This window comes from Rubripirellula amarantea, from assembly GCF_007859865.1.
Lineage (GTDB): Bacteria > Planctomycetota > Planctomycetia > Pirellulales > Pirellulaceae > Rubripirellula > Rubripirellula amarantea.
This window is the reverse complement of the sequence record NZ_SJPI01000001.1, coordinates 2,679,874-2,700,567: the sequence shown is the minus strand read 5'-3', so window position 1 is coordinate 2,700,567 and position 20,694 is coordinate 2,679,874. Positions and strand designations below refer to the sequence as shown.

Here is a 20,694-nt window from a genome sequence, read left to right as displayed (position 1 = left end):
AAAGTCCACTGGCTTTACGCTGCACTAGAATGCTCACAGGAGCAACCCATGGCAAAGTCGATATGGCCCAGTGACGATAAAACGGAAACGCTGCTGGCGGCTGCGCGGTCGGGGGACGAGGACGCGGTTAATAAGCTGCTTGAACGCCACCGTGGACCAATCCGACGATTGGTTGAAATGCGGCTTGACCGCAAGGTTCAACGCCGCGTTGACGTCTCGGACGTCGTTCAGGATGTCATGCTTGAGGCCAACAACCGGCTTACGAAGTATCTCGACGATCCGGCGATGGCGTTTCATCTTTGGTTGCGTCAAATCGCTTGGGACCGAATCATCGATACGTATCGAAGACATCGTGTGAGTGCCAAACGAAGCATGGACCGCGAACAACCGATGTCAGTCCCCACCGGCAACGATCAATCCACCATGGAACTTGCCGTTCAGCTTTGCGATCCTGCGTTGACGCCCGCTGCGGCCGCCACGCAGCGGGAAATCGCAAGCAAGGTCGAAGCCGTCATTGAGATGCTGCCTGACCAAGATCGTGAGATCATCTTGATGCGACACTACGAACACTTAACGAACATCGAAATCGCGCAGGTTCTTGACTTGAATCCGCCCGCAGCAAGCATGCGATATTTGCGTGCGGTTCGCCGGCTTCGAGAATTGCTTGAAGAGCAGGAAGTCGAATCTTCCGATGACTGATGAGTCGTTGACCGAACAACGACTTGCAAGTGTCCTGTCGGACGCCACCGATGCGATTTGTCGCGGCGAATTGATTGACATCGAGTTGCTGTGTCGCGAAAACCCCGACATTGCTGACGAACTTAGGCGATTGCTTGGCGCCGTCCTGGTGACCGATACGGCCGGTGCGGCTGCGGATGAAGGGCTGGCGGATCCATCGCACCTCTCTCCTCGATGGCGAAGTCTAAAATTGCCAACCACGGTTGGTGACTATGAATTGACGCAGGAACTGGGTCGCGGTGGGATGGGCGTCGTGTTTCGAGCGCGCCAGATCAGCCTTAATCGCGAAGTCGCAGTGAAGATGATCTTGCGTGGCCGCTTGGCAAGCGAAACCGATCTCGAGCGTTTCTTAGCTGAGGCATCCGCAACCGCTAAGTTGAAGCATCCCAACATCGTGCCGGTCTACGATGTTGGCGATGTCGATGGCCGCCCGTTTTTCAGCATGCAACTGGTTGAAGGACAAACGCTTTCCAACGCAGTTTCCATGGGCCCCCTGCCACCTCGCCGAGCAGCGGAAATTGTTGCCGCCATCGCTCGTGCAATGGCGTTCGCTCATCGCGAAGGGATTCTTCATCGCGATTTAAAACCAAGCAACATCATGATCTCGTCCGACGGGACTCCTTTGATTACGGACTTTGGTCTGGCCAAACAAGCTAGCAGCGAAGACAACCTTACTCGCAGCGGGATGTTGCTGGGGACACCGGCTTACATGTCGCCGGAACAAGCTGGTGGCCGTCGTGCGCTGGTGGGCCCGCTATCGGATGTGTACTCGCTCGGTTGCGTCCTTTACTTCGCTCTTACCGGACGATCACCGTTCGTTGCTGATTCACCTATGGAAGTGGTGATGCTTGTGATCGAGCAAGATCCTACTCCGCCTCGCGCCCTTCGCCCAAGCCTCGATCGCGACTTAGAAATGATCGTGATTCGTTGTTTGCAAAAGCCGATGGACTTGCGTTACGATTCCGCCGAAGCCTTAGCGAAAGACTTAGAAGCGTACTTGGCCGATGAAAAAGTTTCGGCACGAAGCGGCCAATTCAACCAAGTGATCGCGCGTTTGTTTCGCGAAACCCACCACGCCTCGGTTCTGGAAAACTGGGGACTGCTTTGGATGTGGCATTCGTTAGTGGTTTTGGTAGCCTCGCTACTGACGTGGCAAATGGAATATTCCGGTGTGACTCAGCGTTGGATCTACGCAGCCGTTTGGACACTGGGGTTGGGAGCATGGGCTGCGGTGTTTTGGAAACTGCGGCAGCGAATGGGTCCGGTCACATTCATCGAGCGGCAAATTGCGCACGTTTGGGGGGCCAGCCTGATCGCGATCGCGTTGCTGTTTCCTCTCGAGTGGTGGCTGGGCATGAAGGTGCTTAGCCTTTCGCCCATGCTGGGTGTGATCAGCGCGACGGTGTTCATCGTGAAAGCTGGAATGTTAACCGGTGCCTTTTACATTCAAGCCACCGCTCTGCTTGCTGCATCGTTTGCGATGGCGATCTGGCCTCAATTCGCTCACTTGATTTTCGGAATGGTGGCAGCGATTTGCTTTTTTCAACCTGGCTACAAATACGCTCGCCAATCCAAACGAGCCCGCTAGGAAAACAGACGCGACCGGTACCACTGTCGATAGCTCAAGCAACTCGCTTTACGCTTGCCTTAATACGAGCAGCGATAACTCTGGTCGGCAATTAATTCGCAGCAAGTGCGTGCCCGCGAGCCCTCGCGTCACGTGCAGTGTTGTTGGTGCTTTGTAAAAGTCACCTGACGCAAACCGACTGCCGTACCAACTGGGGCTCAGCAGCGGTCCCGCCAAAGGCAATCGCCCCTGGCCTCCGTGAGTATGTCCGGCCAACATCAAATTGACGTTGTGCTTGCGAGCCCAAAACAATTGATCGGGGCTGTGGCTAATCAAGAACCGAAACTCCTCATCGCCGTCTTGGTCGATCGTTGGACGTTCGAACCACGGATGTTCGTTCCCGATCATCAACGTGTCGACATCACGCAGTCGAGTCCGTAACCCACGACTGCCTAAGTCCGTCCATCCGGCACGATCCATCGCATCACGCGTCTGCCAAGAATCGACGATCCGCGTGTCATGATTGCCCAACACATAAAAGCAACCATCGGGAGCCTTGGCGTCCCCAAAAATATCGACCAACCAATCGATGCAGGGCTGTTTGTCGATGATGTCACCCGAGATCGCCATCAAGTCCGGCGCAAACTGACTCGCACGAGTTACGGCGTACCGAGCAAAGTCGGGGTGAATGTCACCGGTGAGATGAATATCCGAGAGGTGCGCTACTTTGTAGCCGTCCAATCCGGCTGGCAAGTTGACGACAGGCAACTCAACAATCTCAATCGAAAGTTCAAACAACTGATTCAGCGGAAGCTTTGATTCCAACTGGCAACGACGAGTCAGGGCCAATTTGGATGTCACGACTTCCTGAACTTTAACGATTTCTACTTCGCGATCAGCCTTGATCCACTCGAGTCCAAAGATCGGTCGATAGACCAACCAAGGAATGCCCAGCAATGGCCAGGCCAGCAAACAGAAAGAGAAATAGACCTGCAACAGAACCGGAAACTTAGCGAGCCCTTCGGTCAGGCTAGTCATCGTCGTTCCTGAGAACCAAAGTTCTTGGCATGCACCGCCATAACGCCAAAGGACCCAAGGGGGCAGGGCAATCGTAAATAGGAACATCACTTTGACGATCCGTTTAATCGTACGTCGAGCGATCCCGAACCCGTTGATCCGGTTGTAGGCTGACAGCATCAATCCAAAATGCCCGATCAATGTCCCTACCCAAAATATCCTCCATGCGTTTTCGCTCATCGGGACTCGTCGTCGTCAGCGGGAAGAGCTTTCGGTCGCATCTCGAGCATTAGCACCGATTTTCCATCGGCCTTCAAATCACGCCAGGCTTCGCATTGCACGTCGATCACCGCAACGGCAGCAGTGGGCATTTGATGAAAATGCTGAGTCATCGCGCCGACGGCAGCCGAAATCCCCGGATTGTGAGCCATCACCATGACCCGGCACGCCCCATCACCGTTCTGGGCAATGATTTCAATGATCGTTTCAGGAACAGCCAGATACAAATCGCTTAAATGCACCAACTTCGTAGAGCCCGACCAACACTTCATCATTAAGTCCACCGTTTCGCGGGCACGAACGGCCGTGGAACACAAAATCAAGTCGGGAATCAAATCGTTCGTGGCAAGCCAGTGCGCCATTCGCGGGGCGTCGTGCAACCCTCGCAAGTTCAAAGGCCGCTCGTGGTCCGAAAGCGAACGGTCGCCCCAATCGCTCTTCGCATGCCTCATCAGCAATATTTGACGTGTGGACATGGCTCAAGCGGCGGACAGAGGATATCGACGAACATGTAAGGGGCACTCAAAGTGCTTAACAGATTCTATACTGCCAGGTCGAGCCTTCCAGGTCTGGCAACGGGTCAGACACCCCTCGCTTCTCAACTTTTCCGAGTATTCAATGTTTCCGATTCTTTCTTTTCGGCGATCACGCGTTGCCTCAAACACCAAAATGCTCTCCCTTGCATGGATCGTCCATTCGATGATCGCCTATTTGATGATCGCCTGTTTGATGATCGACGTAGCTGATGTCAGCGCCGATGACTGGCCGGGTTGGATGGGAGCGTCGCGTGACGGTGTGATTAGCGACGAAGGATTGTTAACCGAGATCCCGGAATCCGGACTGGAAGTGAAATGGCGGACTCCGATCGCGGGCGGGTACGCCGGTCCGGCAGTCGCCGATGGTCGCGTCTTCGTTTTTGATTACTTGAAAGAGAAAGGCGAATCGTTCAACAACCCAGGCGAGCGCGCCAACGTCTATGGCAAGGAACGACTCATTACGTTGGACGAGAAGACCGGCAAGGAATTGTGGAAGCACGAATATGACTGCCCCTACAACATTTCGTATCCTGCGGGTCCTCGCTGCACGCCAACGGTTGATGGCGATCGAGTTTACACACTTGGCAGCGAAGGTGACTTCCGGTGCCTGAATGTGGCGGATGGAAATCTCATTTGGAAGCGAAATCTGAAGACTGACTTTTCAGCCGAAGTTCCAATCTGGGGCTTCGCTTCGCACCCGCTCGTTGAAGGTGATTTGGTTTACATCATGGTCGGTGGCGAAGGGCAATCGATCGTTGCATTCGATAAGCAAAGCGGCGAAGTGCGGTGGAAGGCCCTTGATGGAAAGGCAGGCTATTGCCCACCATCCTTGGTAGAACTCGGCGGGAAACGCCAGTTGATCGTCTTCAATCCCGAAGGCGTTCATAGCCTTAAACCTAGTGACGGGAGCGTGCATTGGTCAGTACCGATCACGCCCGAGTACGAGATGTCGATCGCGCGTCCTATGGTCGAAGGTAATCGAGTGTATGCCAGTGGGATCCGAACCGAATCGCTCATGATCGAGGTTGCGGATGATTCTGAATCCGCCAAAGAACTATGGCGTGGTGAAAGCAAGGATGCGGTTCATAGTGCGAACTCGACGCCTATATTTGTTGATGGTGTGATTTATGGAACGGATTGCAACAACGGAAACCTTGTCGCGGTGGACGGTACCGACGGAACGATATTGTGGAGCACGTTCGAAGCAACCAAACCAGGCGAGAAACGATTCATTCGCCATGGCACCGCGTTTTTGACTCGCCTGGGCAACACCGATCGGTATTTACTAATGAGCGAGATGGGTGACCTGATTATGGCCAAGCTCACTAAAGAAGGCTTTGAAGACCTGGGACGTTTTCACGCGATCGAACCGACCGGTGAATGCTTTGGTCGTAAAGTTGTCTGGTGCCACCCGGCCTACGCCAACAAGACCGCGTTCATGCGAAATGACGAAGAGATCGTTGCGGTCAGCATCGCGAAGTAAGACGCGAAGCAGAGCAAAACGCGAAGTAAATCAAAATGCGACGGGCAATGACATGGTCCGTTGCATGAGTTGAATCAGTCGCCGTTAGCCCAACCGCAGCTAACCCCGTCTTAGCTAACCATGCCGCAGCTAACCATGCCGCAGCTAACCACGTCGCAGCTAACCACGTCGCAACTGATCCAGTCGCACTCAACCACGCTTGGAATACCCGAGGTCGCAATTAACAACTCACGTAAATCGTTCGCGGGTGCTCGGTAGTGGTTAGCGCATCAAAAAAGGCAAGCAACGTGAAGCGTTGCTTGCCTTGATGAACGATAGGTGATTGAGAACAGCCTAGAGGCCAAACTCACTCGCAGGGTCAGGTTTAGTAGCGTCCGCCGCCACCACCACCGTAACCACCTCGGTCACCACGATCACCGCCGCGGCCACCACCGCCGCCGCCGTAACCGCCACCACCGCCGTAGCCACCTCGGCCACCACCGCCGCCGCCACCACCACCGCGAGGCGCTCGTGGACGTGCTTCGTTAACGGTAATATTGCGACCTGAGATGTCTGTGCCATTCAGCTTCTCGATCGCATCCTCTGCACCATCTGCCATTTCGACAAATGCGAATCCGCGGCTGCGCCCGGTTTCGCGATCCATGATGATGTTAACTGACGTTACTTGACCGAACTGCTCGAACGCAGACCGGATGTCATCGTCAGTGGCGGTGAACGCAAGGTTCCCTACATAAATATTCGTCACAACTCTAACCCTACAATCGACCATCTTTGAGACAACTCGTCTCTTACTTCGCACGGAACAGGGAAAGAAAACGGTCCAATCCTCTGTGATCGCGCGCGACGAGACGGCCCTAATACTTAAATGAGCGTGACAGAGTCAGGTGGGGGAGTCAATGCCGCGAATGCGAGCGGGACATCTTTTCAGGCGACTTTCAGATTCGTGACAAGCCGGGTTTCTTCCTCAAATGAAGTCTCTCTAAGCGTCAATCTCCTTCATATTGACTACAATTTGGAAGCCTCTGGCCTGCCTTACTTCTTCCCGCCTATGGACGTCCTTGATGAATCGAATTTGTTGTCTCGCAGCCCTGACTCTGGTCTTTGTAACTTCTTGGGTCAACGCGCCAGCCGGCGCCGAGTCACCGTCCCCGACGTTCCTTGTCACCGGCGAACCCGTTCCAGAATGGTTCACGCCTATTTTTGATGGACAAACGCTATCCGGGTGGATCGCTCGGCCACACATGGACCCCAGCGAACTTGCAGCGATGGACGAACAAGCGCGGGCGGACCAGGAAAGTGAGTGGATGACCGACGCGATGACGCACTGGGTCGTGCAAGACGATGAACTGGTCAACGACGGTGCCGGTCCCTACTTGGTGAGCGAGGCCAACTACGGTGACTATGAATTGATTGTGGACTACCAAACGGTGTCCCGAGCCGACAGCGGCATCTACTTGAAAGGATGTCCTCAAGTTCAAATTTGGGATTACACCGACCCAGCCAAGTTCGAAATTGGTAGCAATCTTGGCAGTGGCGGACTCTGGAACAATTCCGCTGGTGCCCCCGGCAAAGACCCCTTCGTGCTCGCTGACAAACCATTTGGCGAAAAGAACCGCTTCTTCATTCGCCAGATCGGATCACGAACAACCGTGTATCTGAACGGCAAACTGGTGGTCGATAACGCGATCATGGAAAATTACTGGGATCGTGAATCACCACTCCCTCCCACCGGCCCAATCATCCTGCAAACTCATGGTGGCGAAATTCGCTGGAGCAACTTGGCCGTCCATGAACTTACACCGGAGGAAGCCAACACATTTCTTGACGCTCGTGAAAAAGATTCGTTCACCTCCATCTTCAACGGTGAAGACTTAGACGGCTGGCAAGGTGAAACCGATAGCTATGAAGTTAAAGACGGTGCTATCCGTTGCAAGAAGGGCGAGGGCGGAAACCTGCTGACTCAAAAAGAGTATGCGAATTTTGTTGCCCGAGTTGAATTCCGGCTTCCTGAAGCTGGCAACAATGGTCTTGCCATTCGTTCGCCGCTCGGTGGCGACGCGGCTTACCAAGCCATGTGCGAAATTCAAACACTGGACACTTCGCATCCCAACTACGAAGGTCTCGACCCAAGACAGGCCCATGGTAGCGCCTACGGAATGGTCGCTGCTCGACAAGGTTACCTTCGCGAACCAGGGGTCTGGAATTTCCAAGAGGTGACGGTGAACGGGTCACGAGTCAGCGTCGAGCTTAATGGCAACACGATCTTGGATGCCGATTTGGCTGAGGTCACCGAGTATCTTGATAACAAGGAACATCCGGGCAAGAACCGCACCAGTGGATTCTTTGGATTTGCCGGACACAACGACGCCGTCGAGTATCGAAACATCTCGATCAAAGAGCTTCCCTAAGCATGAACCGCATCACGGGGACCGCCTTCACGATTCTGCTTTTTGCGGTCGCCTATCCAGCGACCGCTTGGGCCGATTGGCCTCGGTTTTTGAACTCGACGTTTGATGGACAGGCGTCGAAGAACTCTGAGATGTCCGAGGACTCTGAACCTGAGTTTGCTTGGTCACTTGACGTCGGGGACGGTTACGGACTCGGCTCGATCGTCGACGGAAAGTACCTTCACTTTGATTCCGTTGAAGATCCTAAATCAACTTCGGCGCGATCAGGTCAAATCCTCGAACGCCTGCGCATGGTTGACATCGTTGACGGGAAAGAAATCTGGTCGCAAACGATGCCGACGGTTTACCGTGACATGTTCGGTTACGAAGCGGGCCCCCGCAGCACACCGAGTGTCGATACCGAGGCCAAACGCGTCTATACGATGGGAGTCACCGGGATCCTGGCGTGTCGCAATCTTGACGATGGCACGCTGATTTGGTCCGTCGACACCGCGTCTGATTACAAAGTGGTTCAGAACTTTTTCGGCGTCGGTACATCACCATTGATCCTTGATGATGCCGTGATGGTAATGGTCGGCGGCAGCCCGGTTGAAGACGCCGACATTCCGCCGATGCAGCTCGACCGAGTTTCACCTGCGGGATCAGCATTGGTAGCGTTTGACAAAGCGACCGGGAAAGAAGCGTGGCGTTGTGGCGACGACCTGGCAAGCTATAGCAACCCGCGGCCAATCTTGATCAACGGCCAGACTTATGTGTTGCTCTTTGCGAGAAACGGACTGTTGCTGATCGATCCTCGCTCGGGGACTCAGCAATGGCGGTTCGAATTTCGTGCCGACATGCTGGAAAGCGTCAACGCGATGATGCCGGTAGTTCGCGGAGACGAAGTCTTAATAAGCGAATGTTACCAAGTCGGCAGCACGCTACTTCGCGCGACGGTTGATTCCCCACGGGTCCTCTGGCAAGACCCGCCCCGTGATCGTCGACGCCAAGCGATGCGGTGCCACTGGGCGACTCCGATTTTGATCAACGGCTTTGCGTATGGTTGCAGTGGACGAAATGCTCCGGACAGCGATTTCCGCTGCATCGAGTGGTCGACTGGCAAAGTGAAATGGGCCGACGAACGACGAATTCGCTCGTCCGTCACGCGCGTTGGTGACAAGCTCGTTCTGCTGGAAGAACGAGGCCTACTGCAACTGATCGATCCGAATCCCGATCAGCTCACCGAAATCGCTCAGTGGGACCTGTCGAAACCCGCCGGCAACCGTCCTTCGATTGGGTATCCCTGCTGGGCAGCACCGATCGTTGATAACAACCGGATGTTGGTGCGGGGCGATACGAAGGTCGTTTGCTTGACTTGGTGACGCGGACGATCTGCGAATCACTTGCTAGGCAAGACGGCACTGGCGGGAAGAATCTGCGGGCTCGCCGCACCAGGAATTCTCTGTCTCGGAGAAATTTCTAGATCCATCGACGGTGTCTTACCGCTCGTATTGCCCGACGCGATTTGACTGTTCGAAGACTGCATCGTCGGAATGTTCAATCCGGGTGAATCTTGGCGGTTAAGGGTCGATTCGCGTCTCGCTATGGTCGTTGTCATCAAACCGCTTCTTGGTGCGGCGTTGAGGGTCGCTTCGCGATACTGTTTGTATTGAGGAGAGTGATTTGCGATTTCGACCTGCTCGACCGACTGCTTCTTACCAGGCAATAGAACGGTCGCAGGGATGCCTTGCACCATCTCGCCTTGTTTGGTTTTGAACGAAGCAACCAAAGAAATACGTCGTTGATCGCCACCAATAGCATCCCAAGGAACCCATACACTGTACGAGGCACCGAGGTCGGTTTGGCTGAAGTGCCGTGTGAATTGTTCAGGCGTGAATTCAAAACGCTTGAGCCGTCGCTGCTCTGTATCAGCGGTGTCATCGAAACCGTGAATTACCAGTGTGCCATCGACGGGCACTGGACGCGACTTTTCGTCGTAGAAGAACACGCGTCCGCCGAAGCCTCGCGTGGGAGTGCGTCCGGTTTGCATCAAGGTGTCCGCTGTCCACGTCGCAACTAGTTTGACGGGCTTGGGATATTCCTCAGGCTCTTCTTTGCCTTTCCCTACGAATGGAATCTTGCTGAAGAAGCTACCGGAGTCTTCCTTCTTCGACTTGTCGTTCTTTGACCATGTCGCGCATCCAGCCAGAGTGACGGCGAACGCGCACACGGTCAGACAAGCGATTCGGAGAGTGAAAATCTTCATGATTGAACTCGTTCGAAGGATTACTTGGATGTGCTGGTTGGCATACGACTAGGCTTCGTCGCTGTCGATGTTGCGGGAAGAGCGTACGAGGGTAGTGAAGTCGCGTCCGACGAGGCGCCGATCATGTCCTGCCAACTGACTTGCAGATTGGGCTCGGACAACTTGATCGAATCAAGCACAGCCGAAGGCTGCTGAACGGAGTTACTCGCCTGGGGCGAAAATTGTTGACTCGGAACACGTACTTCCGAAGGCTCGATCGGTAATGCCGGAACCACGGGAGCGTTAGGTGCTGGCAGATCCATCGTGGGTGCCTGATAAGGAGGCGACTGGATCGAAGGTGCCACTTCCGGATAGTACGAACCGCCTGGGATGCTTGGCATTCCCTGGGGATACGAACCCTGAGGGTATGTTCCTTGGGGGTAGGTGCCCTGCGGGTAACTTTGCATCGTTTGTGGATCGACCGAGTAAGAGTCAACCGAGTAGTCATCGTGGATGATGATGTCGTCGACCGTTGGTTGCATGTCAGGATAGATGGTGCCACCGGTCGCTGGTCCCCAAAGACCGTAGCCACCGCTGAGTCCAACGTCCCCGTGCATTTCAACGACGTCGGCCAAACACCAACTCATACGGCTCGATTCGACCTGCTTGACGTATTCAAGGTCTTCTTCACCGGTAACAAGCATTGGTGTCAAGAAGATCAACAATTCGCTTCGGTCTTCCGTTTCTTGGTCGTACTTGAACAGATTCCCGATGATGGGAATGTCAGCGATGATCGGAACGCGACGACTGAAGTTGGACCGCGTCTTTTGAATCAGTCCACCGAAGACAACCGTTTGGCCGCTAAATGCAGCGACGGTGGATTGCGCGTTGGTCGTGACAATGTCATCGACGATCACGACCGTTCCGTCGCCCGCCGGGATGGGCGTTCCGTTGTTCTGGTCTCGCTGTGATCGCTCGGCATCAACATCCATAACGATAAGTCCATCGGCACCGACGCGAGGTCGAATCCGTAGGATCAAACCGACTTGGATGTCTTCGGTCGAAACGAGTGAACCCTGCACATTTTGCGTCACATCGCGAATCCGTGCGACTTGGCGACCGACTTGCACGGCGGCCTCGGTGTTGTCGACTGTCATCACATGCGGACGGCTTAGCACCTGCAAGCGATTGGCTTCTTGAAGCGTACGCAACAGCAAACTTACCGAGTCGCTAGCGGCACTAAGCACCAAACCACCGTACCCGAGAGCCGAGTTGGTTGTTCCCACGCCGAAGTTACTCACACCGCGGCCTGCCACGTTACCGCTGCGGTATCCATTGCCAGGGTTGGTCGTTGTGAAGCTAGGGCTGGAACCGTTGTAATTGAATCCTGGAACACTGGGTGCGGGTCCAAAGCTATCTGCAGCAATGCCGCGGTCATAAACCAATGCATCTTGCAGGCCGACTTCGCCACCCACTTCGAACGTGTCACCTAGGGCGACTTCCGCGAGCACGACCTTGATCATCACCATCGGTGGACGACGGTCGAGACGGTCGATCAAACGTCGAACATCTTCGTACAAACGCGGTGCAACACTTAGCAGTACGCTGTTGGTTACCGGTTCGGCAACCACGATCAAATCGCGATCTGGCAAATCGAATGGGCCGAGCCCTTGCTGAAACTGCTGGATCGTATTGACGGTCTGAGTCCGCTGTTGCACATAGGCTTGCAATGCCGCGGCAACATCAGCGGCAGCTTGGTGCCGAAGCCAAATCACCTCTGTGATTCGCTCAGCAAACCCTTGGCTATCCAAACGCAGCAAAATACTTTCGACCACTTCAAGGTCCTCGGCACTACCGCTCGCAACAATGCTGTTCGTTCGCTGATCGGTGCTAAAGCGAAGCGGGACTAAGGATGAATCCGCTCCGGCGGTCGAGGACGGCAACCCGGCAAGATTCCCAGCACCAACGCTGGTTCCGGCGGTAGAAGCATCCTGGCCGAACAAATCCTGTAACGCAGTGGTCAATTGCAAGGCGTCACCATTTTCAATCGTGAACACCTTGACGAGGGAATCAATTCCCGGTGCCCGGTCGAGTTGACGAATCAATTCGCCAATCAACGCCATGCTTGCCGTCGGAGCTCGAACTACAATCGCGTTCGCCCCTGTATCGGCCGTCACAACAGCCCCAGACAGGATGCCTGAGTCGAGAATATTGGACCCATTAGGATCAAGAGTAACGATTGACAAAGTGGTCGAAGGTGCGGTTTGATTCGTATCATCGCCTTCGCCTTCACCGTTGATCGCGTCTTGAATGACGGGTGCCAAGTCTTCGGCAAGCGCGTTGTTGAGTTGGAAGACTTTGATCTGACTTTGCGATGCAATCTCTTGAACATCCAAGTTGTTGATCAGCTTCTCGACTTCGGACAAGTCGCGTGGGCTCGCACTGATGATCAGTGAATTGGTGCGGTAATCCGCCAAGATTCGAACGCGTGTGCCCAACCCTGGTCGTATATCGTCTCCTTCGCCGGGTCGATCGGTGAAGAAGTCACGAATGGTTTGCTCGGCATCAAGCGCCGATGCGTGCTGCAAACGAAACACTCGCAACCGGTTTTCATCAGCAATGGGTTGGTCAATCTTTTGGATCAGTTCCAACAAACTCTTGATCGCTTCGGTCCGTCCGATCAATAGCAGTGCATTCGGCTCGTCAAGCGACGTGATACTGACACTTCCTTGACGTGCTGCCAAAACGTCTTCATAGAGTTGGCTCAGCAATGTTGCGACCGCATTGGAATCAGCGTGCTGCAACTGCACCACCTCGACATCCGGCTTGGTAACCTCGCTTTGTGCTTCGATCTGCTTGATGACTTCCATGACGCGTTGCACGTCACGTTCGGCACCTTTGATGATGATCGTTCCCAATTCAGGCACAAATTCGATTTGAGTGTCGCCGATTAGCCCGGCACCACCCTCGGGTGTTTCGCCGTCGGCTGGCTGACCCGCATCTCGATTGCCATTATCCGGTTCGGCTTGGCCACCGGCTGCGTCCTGTTGAAACACCGCGTTTTGAAAGGGCGAACGTTTTACGTTCGATTCGGCTCGTCGGTTACGCTGGTTCATTTCCGTGATCAAACGAATCGCCCGTTGAATCGGAGCCGGTTCGGCGTTGTGCAAACGCAAGAGACTTGTCGTTTCATTGGGTTTGCTTACGCTGGCGTCCATCATGGCAATCAGCTTTTTCCAGCCTTCCATCTTGCTGACCGATGCAATCACGGTCACCGTTCCAACTTGTCGGTCAACCTGCACCGTGGAACCGATCAACATACCGCTGGACAATCGAAAGACGGCTTGCTCACCCGACCGCGAACGCGTGACCGCCGGTGGCGCCGAGGTGATTTGCTTAAATTGTGTTTCGAACTGCGCCGCTGTGATATTGCGAAGCAAGTGCACGTAGTCGTCTGATTGATTGCTAGCCGCTCTCTTGCGAGCATCCGATTGCATCCAGGTTCGAACATCGTCGGCGATCTTCGCGTGCAGCGACGGCGGAGCCATCACGATGAGCTGGCCATTCCGCGAATCAGACGAGATCTGAACCCCTGAGACATCTCGGTAGAGCAATCCCATTCGCGTAGCGATCTCCGATGCTTCCTGAGGGGGCACTTGGATCTTTTGAATTTGCGCCGCGCTGGCGGGCGATTGAGCCGATGCCAAGTCAGGAATCATCCACACGCTAATTACGAGGATGCCTAATACGACGTGTCGTTGATGGACCATGAGTGAACCTGGCGTTGCCTGGAAGCTAGCGTTCGAACTCGTTTGAGAGAGCGAGGCGTAGCAGCTTGGTGGTTTGCATAAAATTGGCGCGCAAAAGTGGTGAGCCAACTCGGATTACCGTCTTCGTCGTCAAAACCGGCACAGTCGCTTCAGAGAGAATTCGCCGTGGGGGTATGAATTCGGGGTTTCGACGAAATTCCGACTTTTGTTAAAGCTCGTGGAACCGGCGCTGGAGATGTCCTCTGGAACCGCCGAACGTTCTCTCACCGATGACATGGAATCGGAAATGCGATACACCTGTTTCACGCTGCTTTCCCTTGCAATGGGATTGACCCTGGTTGGCGGTTGCCGCCAAACGACCGGTCCAACGGCCAGTGGACAATTATCGCCGCTAGGTTCTTTGTCGCCGGTTGCCCCCGGACAAACACCAGTACTTGGGCCGTTCGGAGGCAGCACAAGAGTTTCGCCGCCACCGACCGGATCCTTCAACGGCTCGGCAACCGCTGTCGTGCCCAACAACTACCTAGGTTCGTCGCCCACAAGTTCACCCTACATTGGTTCCGCACCAAACGGATTCTCACAGTACGACGGTTTAGCAACGGCTCCATCCGAACTGCCCCCGCCATCGAATGATTCGTTCGATCGTTCGCCAATAGGTGCGCCCACTTTCGATTCAACACCGATCGGGTCCGGCGTTCAAACGGCTTCCTGGACAGAAACGAATGCGGCCTTCGGCCCCGCAACGACTTTCCCTCAGCAAGAAACGCCGGCTGACCGGTCTCAATTCACCAACCAACGCGATGCACGCGCTGGCGGGATGCAGGTGATCGACTTGACGGGCGCTCCGAACCCGCCTGGATACACCGGAGTCAACTCATACGCAGGCAGTAGCGTTCAATACTCGCCGTCGCCGATCGCTAGTCCGAGCATGATGCCTTCACCGGCGAACAACTACGCTGGACAATCCGCCCCGATGCAATTTGCTCAAACGGGATTCACTCCGATGCCTTCCACAACACCGCAATTTGAATCGCGACCACGACCATTTGATTCGCAAGCCAACGTCAGCTCGTTTGATTCACGCGGAGCAAGCATGGCCGAGCAGGCACAAACGCCCGCAGCACCAACCACGACCGGTCAAAACCTAGATTGGCGTCGACCGGGAACGCAGTACTAAGCAGCGGCGGTTGAGACGAAAAGTGAATTCGCCTTCGCCGCTCGCATGCCGCTAGCTTCACTATCGACGGGCGATACGTTTAGCGATCGCTTCTCGCGAAAGAGGCATGATCTCTGCGGCACCACCGGAATTGAACAGCAGATCATCACGGCTAGGTTTGTTTTCGGTGTTTTCGTACTGAACCAAGTACGCACCAATTTGCAGACCATCTTCTTCGTAGACCGGCGGCCAGAATTCTTCGCCGCGAATCGCCAGCGTCTTAGCGAGCAAACGAGTGGCCCGACCCGAGAAACCGCTCAACACCATGTCGAGTCGACCGAGTGCTTCGCGGAAGAGATAGAACACCAATGCCGAGTCGGATTTCTTACCACCGGCGTAAGCCCAGGTGCCGTCGTCCTTCTCGTAGTAGAAACCTGGCTCCGGTGCGTCTTCGTTCTTGCTGAGCCGAGTACCAGCGGACGCCCCGCCTGGTTGCGGATCGCTGTCCCGGTATCGAAGAAAGAACGGACACGATCGTGCTGATACATCGTCGACATCATCTTCGGTCACAAATGGAGTGCATCCAAACGCATCAGCGAAGACTAACTCAGCGACTGGGTTGCTCTTCACACTTCCGATGCAAACGAGTCCACGGTCACCTTGCGCGTCAACGAAACCTTCAAAGACTTCGCCCGCTCGAGCACGAGCATCTTCAAGCGATACTTGGCCGGGGCTCCACACTAAGGTTTGCTGCAAACGATCGGGCATTGGAACGGCCGTGGGACCGTCTTCACCCTCAACCGGGCCCTTGTGTTTAGCAGCACCACCAAGTGTTGATACACCGTTAAGCAATTCACCAAAGAGCACCGCGTCACTGGCGACCACGGTGGCGCTGTCCGGCGAAACGGCATCCGGATTCTCGCGGACGCCTAGAACGATTTCGATTTCGCCACGACGAGCTAAAAGCTCCCAAAAGTTTTCGGCGTTGACCGCAAACAAGGCGCCGGGCAATTGGTCAGCGGTCGCGTACCCATGATCAATCAAATAGTCACAAATTCGCGAAAGCGCATCCAAGGGGATGTACTTCGCTTCGTTCTTAAGCAAAGAAGCCACTTGGTGACGATCCAAACCGGTGTGTTCGACAATCGATTTAATCGTCCCCGGTCGCTTTCGGCGGTCCGGGGTGTGGCCAAGCAATTCCGCGAGTCGGAAGGCGTATCTCATAGATAGTCAGGCTAAAAAAGTGGGAAGCGAGTGTCAGTACGACGCCAATTTAACAGTTTGCCCACTCGATCCATACACGGGGACGGGGGACATCGAAGCAAGGCCTCAATTCAACGCGGTTACAGGCATGAAAGTCCGCCAAAATTTCCATAACCACTTTGCGGCGGCGTGTCAGTATAGGACGGCAACGTCCAAGAAACTCGCCTGATTCGCCGCAAAGTACCGCAGTCCTAAGATGAACGGTTGTCAAGAATTATCCTAGCTGGCAGACGAGCATAGGGGGCAAAATTTGAGATTTCGTTGGCTTCCCAGCCCGCATAATCGATTGTCACGATGAATTATGGGTCAGCTCGTGGCGTAGCGACGGGCTTTGCAAAGCTATACTAGTGCTTGCAGCAGCGCCGCTTTCACGATGCGAATTGTTTTTCGCTAATTGGTTGCGACGTCTCGTCACTCTAATGGGCTATACGTAATTATGTCGGCAACCGCTCCTCCTCATTTGACCAACCAAGGCGTTGGCTCGGGAGCACCGATAGCCGAGAAAAATGGTCCTGAGTCGAACCCAAATGCACGATCCAAGTCAGCTAGCGATGAATTAATCGAAACCCGCATCGACGAGGCGTGCCGAGCCCTGTGGTGGGCCGAATGTGTTCGCCGCTGCTTGCGTTTGGTTCAAGGGATACTTGTTGCGCTCTTTGCGTGGATCGTCATCGATCAGTGGATCTATTCACCAAGCCCGCTTATTCGAACCTTAGGGTTTGCTTTTGGCTCTTTGGCCGTTGCTGTCTATTTGTATCGTTATCTTTGGTCGCTGCGAGGCACTTCGGTTCAACCGGAGTACGCCGCCCGTTCGCTCGAAAGAAACTATCCCGAGCTACGTCATGCACTAACCAGCTACGTGACGCTCCGTCCCCATCGGGAGGATGGCGGGTTGTCTGGTCGCGTTGTTCGATCCCTCGGATCGTCCACCGCTGGTTACTTGCAAAAACGCGACGAACTTCCGCTGGAAGCGACTGGCACGATGCGGTGGTGGATTGCCACTGCAATCATGCTGGCCGGATTGCTTCTGTACGCCGCGTTATCGCCAAAAGATTCGCTGCAATCGGCAACACGTTTGCTTGCTCCGATCGCCGAGATAGCGCCAGCGACGCGTGTCTCTATTTCTGATGTAACCCCCGGTGACACCGATGCTATCGCTGGACGTACGATCGAGGTACGTGCCAAAGTCCAGGGCAACTCAGCCAGCGACGACATGCAGGTACGTGTTGAATTAGCTAGCGGCACAAAGACCTATCCTCTAGTGAAGAGTGACGACCCAAGCTCTTCCAACTACCAATCCGAGATTTCGCTGCCGACATCCGCTGCGGGAAACGTGCCCTACTCGCTGTTCGCTGGCGATGCCACGGCGGGACCATTCGTGCTTCGCGTCGAAGACGTACCTGTGGTATCGCTCGAATCGATTCGCTACGAACCGCCCGCCTATACCGGCATCACTCCCTACTCACGCACCACAGGCGCGATCTCTGCCATTGATGGTACCCAAATCACGATCGTCGCTCGATGCAATCGCCCGGTCACACGCGGGGCGATTCAATTCAACCCCAAACGCATCGGAAACAACATCCAGGCAACCGACGGTGCGATTGACTTGAAAGTGAGCCAGGATGGCATGCAAGTGAATGTTCAATTCCCGCTCAAGATTGCATTGGGAAGATCGCGCGAAGTTCGGCGCGACAGTTACCGCATTAAAGTTTGGGATGCAGCCGATTCAAGCAACCCTGAACCGATCATCTACCCGATCGATATCATCGCGGATTTGGCACCCGAAATTGCGATCATGTTGCCCACTCGCTCTTCGCAAGATGTTCCTTTGGGTGCGCAGCAAATGATCGAGGTTCATGCCTCCGATGCAGACTTTGGTTTGACTGAAATCCGCTTGCAGATGCGAAGTGGTATTCAAGTCATCGACGAGCCTGTGCTTTGGGCTCACGAAAAGGGAAAGGTTGGAAATCAGGTCGCTGAATACCGTTTCCGACCCGCAGAAATGGGATTAATGGTGGGTGATGTGGTACGCATTGCCGCCATCGCAACGGACAATCGACGAATCGCCAACGGCGATGCCAATACGGCGACCACCGATCCGATCGAACTTCGCATCGTCGCGGATGCTGAAGTTCCACCGCCTGGCCAACCGAATGAAGATGGGCTGTCGGAACCGGACCAACAACCGGCCGCTGATCCCGCAGGGGACAACGCGCCCGACGAAGAAGCGTCTGACGGCGGCTCCCCCGACGGCAATTCCGACGGCAACTCCGACGGCAATGGTAAAGCTGAAGAGGGAGATCAACAGGGTGCTCAAGGCCAGTCCGGTGGAAGTGGTGACTCAGCCGACCAACAACAATCTGGCGGAACGGGCGGGGACGGCACCAGCGAAAAAGAAGGAGAAGGCGACGCCGGTGGCGGCGGAAAGTCAGGAGAAGGCGGCGAATCGGAAGCCAGCGAATCCGAAGGAATGAATCAGGACCAAAACTCGGGGACACAGGATTCAACTTCACAGAACTCAGGGACGCAAAACCAGAACTCTGGGACACAAAATCCGGGAGACCCTGGTTCCGGTGCACAGGGTTCCGATGGCCGAGATCAGGGTGCGCAAGAAGCTAACGACGATCAATCTGGTCAAGGCGACGAACCCCAACCACGCCAACCTGATGGATCCCAAGATGGTGATCAACGACAAAGCTCGGACCAGGGAGCGATGGAACCCGGTACGGAGTCCAAGAGTGGAACAAGCAGCGGAAGTGAAGATCCCGGAAGCCAATCATCCGCAGAACAACCATCTTCGAACGAACCTTCCAGCGATTCGCCAAATCGCGACCCTGATTCCTCCGGTAGCCCTCAAACAGATGGTGCTGGCAACCAACAAAACGGCAATCCTCAAAACCGATCTCAAGATGGCACGAATCCGCAAGGTGAGGGAAACCCCACCGATACCCAAACGGATGAACAAGAAGGGCCTCCGCAACACGATGGCGAAGCGTTTGAACGCATCCGTGACTTTCTTGAAAACCAAAAGAAAGGACAGGGCGACCAGTCCGGTAAGCCCCAGGAACAAAGTTCAGACGAGAACCGAGACCCCGAGGCTGCTAACCCACAGTCCCATGACTCCGAAACCAGCGACTCCGAAACCAGCGACTCCGAAACCAGCGACTCCGAAACCAGCGACTCCGAAACCAGCGACTCTGAATCCAACAGTGCTCAGGAAAGCGGCGATCGGGACAGCTCCGACGCATCAAGTGGTGGAAAGCCGAAACCAAATGACTCGGCAAATCCTTCACGCGATGGAGACGATGGCAAACCCGAAGGCGGCGGGCAAGGCGATAGCCCCAGCCAACCTGGTAGCGATGGCCAACGAGGCGACGGTAACCAAAGCAGCGGTAACCAAAGCGACGATAACCAAAGCAGCGGCGGACAAAACCCTCAAAGCCCTCAAACGGGGTCCGATCCGAACGCAGAGAGTGCCGCAGACTCAATGTCAGATGATGCATCAAGGTCAGGTGACAGTGACAACCAAGGCACTGGTGGCGAAAGTCCTACCGACGAAAACACTGCTAAAGAAAACGCTACCGGCGAAGACCCCAATGGTGATTCGGATGACGAAGGAACTGGCAATGAATCTGGCAACGAATCTGGCAAAGAGTCGCCCGAAGCGAACTCCGGATCGCAATCGCCGTCGAGCGATGCGGGCTCATCCCAATCGGGTTCTGAGCCCAACGGTGAGCCAACACCGGGCAAACAGAATCCAGAGAACATGAGCCCTTCGATGGAGGGCACGCCCGGATCGACCGATGGCTCCGAAGGGAACGTTGCCGGAGAACAAATTCAGGATCCCGTCGACAAAATCAACCAAGACTACGCCAAGAAGGCGACCGACATGGTGCTTGACTATCTTGACCAGACTCGTGACCAACCCAACCAAGAATTGTTGGACAAATTAAATTGGACGGAAGCCGATATGCAACGGTTTCGCGATCGTTGGCAGAACATTCGCGAATTGGAGAAATCGCCCACGCAAAATGCAGACGCGAAACGCGATCTTGAAGACGCGCTGCGAAGTCTTGGTCTTAAACCACCATCGAGGACTTCCAATACGCAGAACCGGGACAACCGCGACGCGTTGCGGGGCTTGCGAGATTCCGGAAACCGTCGTCCGCCGCCAGCCGCGTATCGCGATGCTTTCGACGCCTTCCGACGAGCGCTCGCACAGTAGAGAATTAGAAGATCTAATCTTCGAT

Annotated in this window: 13 protein-coding genes; 7 read left to right on the top strand and 6 right to left on the bottom strand. The window is 54.9% G+C overall.

Features of this window, described 5'->3' with window-relative positions; translation table 11 throughout:
- The first annotated feature begins 48 nt into the window (after positions 1-48).
- Positions 49-699, top strand: coding sequence for a sigma-70 family RNA polymerase sigma factor (locus tag Pla22_RS09830; protein ID WP_146514454.1), 651 nt, complete (start codon positions 49-51; stop codon positions 697-699).
- Positions 692-2,326 carry a serine/threonine-protein kinase gene (locus Pla22_RS09825; protein WP_146514453.1) on the top strand — a complete coding sequence of 545 codons (1,635 nt, stop codon included), beginning with the start codon at positions 692-694 and terminating at the stop codon, positions 2,324-2,326. The genes Pla22_RS09830 and Pla22_RS09825 overlap by 8 nt, the downstream gene beginning before the upstream one ends.
- Before the next feature lie 48 nt (positions 2,327-2,374).
- Here the strand turns inward: Pla22_RS09825 and Pla22_RS09820 are convergent, their stop codons facing one another.
- Complete coding sequence (locus Pla22_RS09820) at positions 2,375-3,562, bottom strand: metallophosphoesterase (protein ID WP_146514452.1); 1,188 nt, start codon at positions 3,560-3,562, stop codon at positions 2,375-2,377.
- Positions 3,559-4,077 (bottom strand): SixA phosphatase family protein, encoded by a 519-nt coding sequence (locus Pla22_RS09815; protein ID WP_146514451.1) that lies wholly within the window; start codon positions 4,075-4,077, stop codon positions 3,559-3,561. Before Pla22_RS09815 ends, Pla22_RS09820 begins: the two co-directional genes overlap by 4 nt.
- A gap of 193 nt (positions 4,078-4,270) precedes the next feature.
- Between Pla22_RS09815 and Pla22_RS09810 the strand changes: the two genes are divergently transcribed.
- A complete protein-coding gene (locus Pla22_RS09810) occupies positions 4,271-5,620 on the top strand; it encodes a PQQ-binding-like beta-propeller repeat protein (protein WP_242631908.1) in 1,350 nt (449 codons plus the stop codon).
- Between the two features lie 364 nt (positions 5,621-5,984).
- Here Pla22_RS09810 and Pla22_RS09805 read toward each other — a convergent pair whose 3' ends face one another.
- A complete protein-coding gene (locus tag Pla22_RS09805) occupies positions 5,985-6,365 on the bottom strand; it encodes an RNA recognition motif domain-containing protein (RefSeq protein ID WP_242631907.1) in 381 nt (126 codons plus the stop codon).
- Between the two features lie 316 nt (positions 6,366-6,681).
- Between Pla22_RS09805 and Pla22_RS09800 the strand changes: the two genes are divergently transcribed.
- Entirely contained in the window at positions 6,682-8,028 is a 1,347-nt protein-coding gene (locus Pla22_RS09800; RefSeq protein ID WP_146514449.1) for a 3-keto-disaccharide hydrolase, read from the top strand.
- 2 nt (positions 8,029-8,030) lie between these two features.
- On the top strand, positions 8,031-9,389 hold the full coding sequence (locus Pla22_RS09795; protein ID WP_146514448.1) for an outer membrane protein assembly factor BamB family protein: 1,359 nt from the start codon (positions 8,031-8,033) through the stop codon (positions 9,387-9,389).
- A 17-nt stretch (positions 9,390-9,406) separates the two neighbouring features.
- Here Pla22_RS09795 and Pla22_RS09790 read toward each other — a convergent pair whose 3' ends face one another.
- Together Pla22_RS09790 and Pla22_RS09785 are read right to left on the bottom strand one after the other, a co-directional pair.
- Positions 9,407-10,273 (bottom strand): hypothetical protein, encoded by an 867-nt coding sequence (locus tag Pla22_RS09790; RefSeq protein ID WP_146514447.1) that lies wholly within the window; start codon positions 10,271-10,273, stop codon positions 9,407-9,409.
- A 20-nt stretch (positions 10,274-10,293) separates the two neighbouring features.
- Positions 10,294-14,022 (bottom strand): secretin N-terminal domain-containing protein, encoded by a 3,729-nt coding sequence (locus tag Pla22_RS09785; RefSeq protein WP_242631906.1) that lies wholly within the window; start codon positions 14,020-14,022, stop codon positions 10,294-10,296.
- Between the two features lie 235 nt (positions 14,023-14,257).
- Between Pla22_RS09785 and Pla22_RS09780 the strand changes: the two genes are divergently transcribed.
- Positions 14,258-15,199, top strand: a complete 942-nt coding sequence (locus tag Pla22_RS09780) for a hypothetical protein (RefSeq protein WP_146514446.1) — start codon at positions 14,258-14,260, stop codon at positions 15,197-15,199.
- Between the two features lie 60 nt (positions 15,200-15,259).
- Here Pla22_RS09780 and Pla22_RS09775 read toward each other — a convergent pair whose 3' ends face one another.
- Positions 15,260-16,402, bottom strand: coding sequence for a helix-turn-helix domain-containing protein (locus Pla22_RS09775; protein WP_146514445.1), 1,143 nt, complete (start codon positions 16,400-16,402; stop codon positions 15,260-15,262).
- Positions 16,403-16,877: 475 nt separating this feature from the next.
- On the opposite strand from Pla22_RS09775, the gene Pla22_RS09770 reads away from it, so the two are divergent.
- Positions 16,878-20,669 carry a hypothetical protein gene (locus Pla22_RS09770; protein ID WP_146514444.1) on the top strand — a complete coding sequence of 1,264 codons (3,792 nt, stop codon included), beginning with the start codon at positions 16,878-16,880 and terminating at the stop codon, positions 20,667-20,669.
- Positions 20,670-20,694 lie beyond the last annotated feature (25 nt).

Coding starts and splice junctions, on each gene's coding strand:
- Pla22_RS09820 (WP_146514452.1), bottom strand. CDS start 3,562: ATGAGCGAAAACGCATGGAGGATATTTTGGGTAGGGACATTGATCGGG.
- Pla22_RS09775 (WP_146514445.1), bottom strand. CDS start 16,402: ATGAGATACGCCTTCCGACTCGCGGAATTGCTTGGCCACACCCCGGAC.
- Pla22_RS09770 (WP_146514444.1), top strand. CDS start 16,878: ATGTCGGCAACCGCTCCTCCTCATTTGACCAACCAAGGCGTTGGCTCG.
- Pla22_RS09785 (WP_242631906.1), bottom strand. CDS start 14,022: ATGGTCCATCAACGACACGTCGTATTAGGCATCCTCGTAATTAGCGTG.
- Pla22_RS09780 (WP_146514446.1), top strand. CDS start 14,258: ATGTCCTCTGGAACCGCCGAACGTTCTCTCACCGATGACATGGAATCG.
- Pla22_RS09790 (WP_146514447.1), bottom strand. CDS start 10,273: ATGAAGATTTTCACTCTCCGAATCGCTTGTCTGACCGTGTGCGCGTTC.
- Pla22_RS09800 (WP_146514449.1), top strand. CDS start 6,682: ATGAATCGAATTTGTTGTCTCGCAGCCCTGACTCTGGTCTTTGTAACT.
- Pla22_RS09810 (WP_242631908.1), top strand. CDS start 4,271: ATGCTCTCCCTTGCATGGATCGTCCATTCGATGATCGCCTATTTGATG.
- Pla22_RS09825 (WP_146514453.1), top strand. CDS start 692: ATGACTGATGAGTCGTTGACCGAACAACGACTTGCAAGTGTCCTGTCG.
- Pla22_RS09830 (WP_146514454.1), top strand. CDS start 49: ATGGCAAAGTCGATATGGCCCAGTGACGATAAAACGGAAACGCTGCTG.
- Pla22_RS09815 (WP_146514451.1), bottom strand. CDS start 4,077: ATGTCCACACGTCAAATATTGCTGATGAGGCATGCGAAGAGCGATTGG.
- Pla22_RS09795 (WP_146514448.1), top strand. CDS start 8,031: ATGAACCGCATCACGGGGACCGCCTTCACGATTCTGCTTTTTGCGGTC.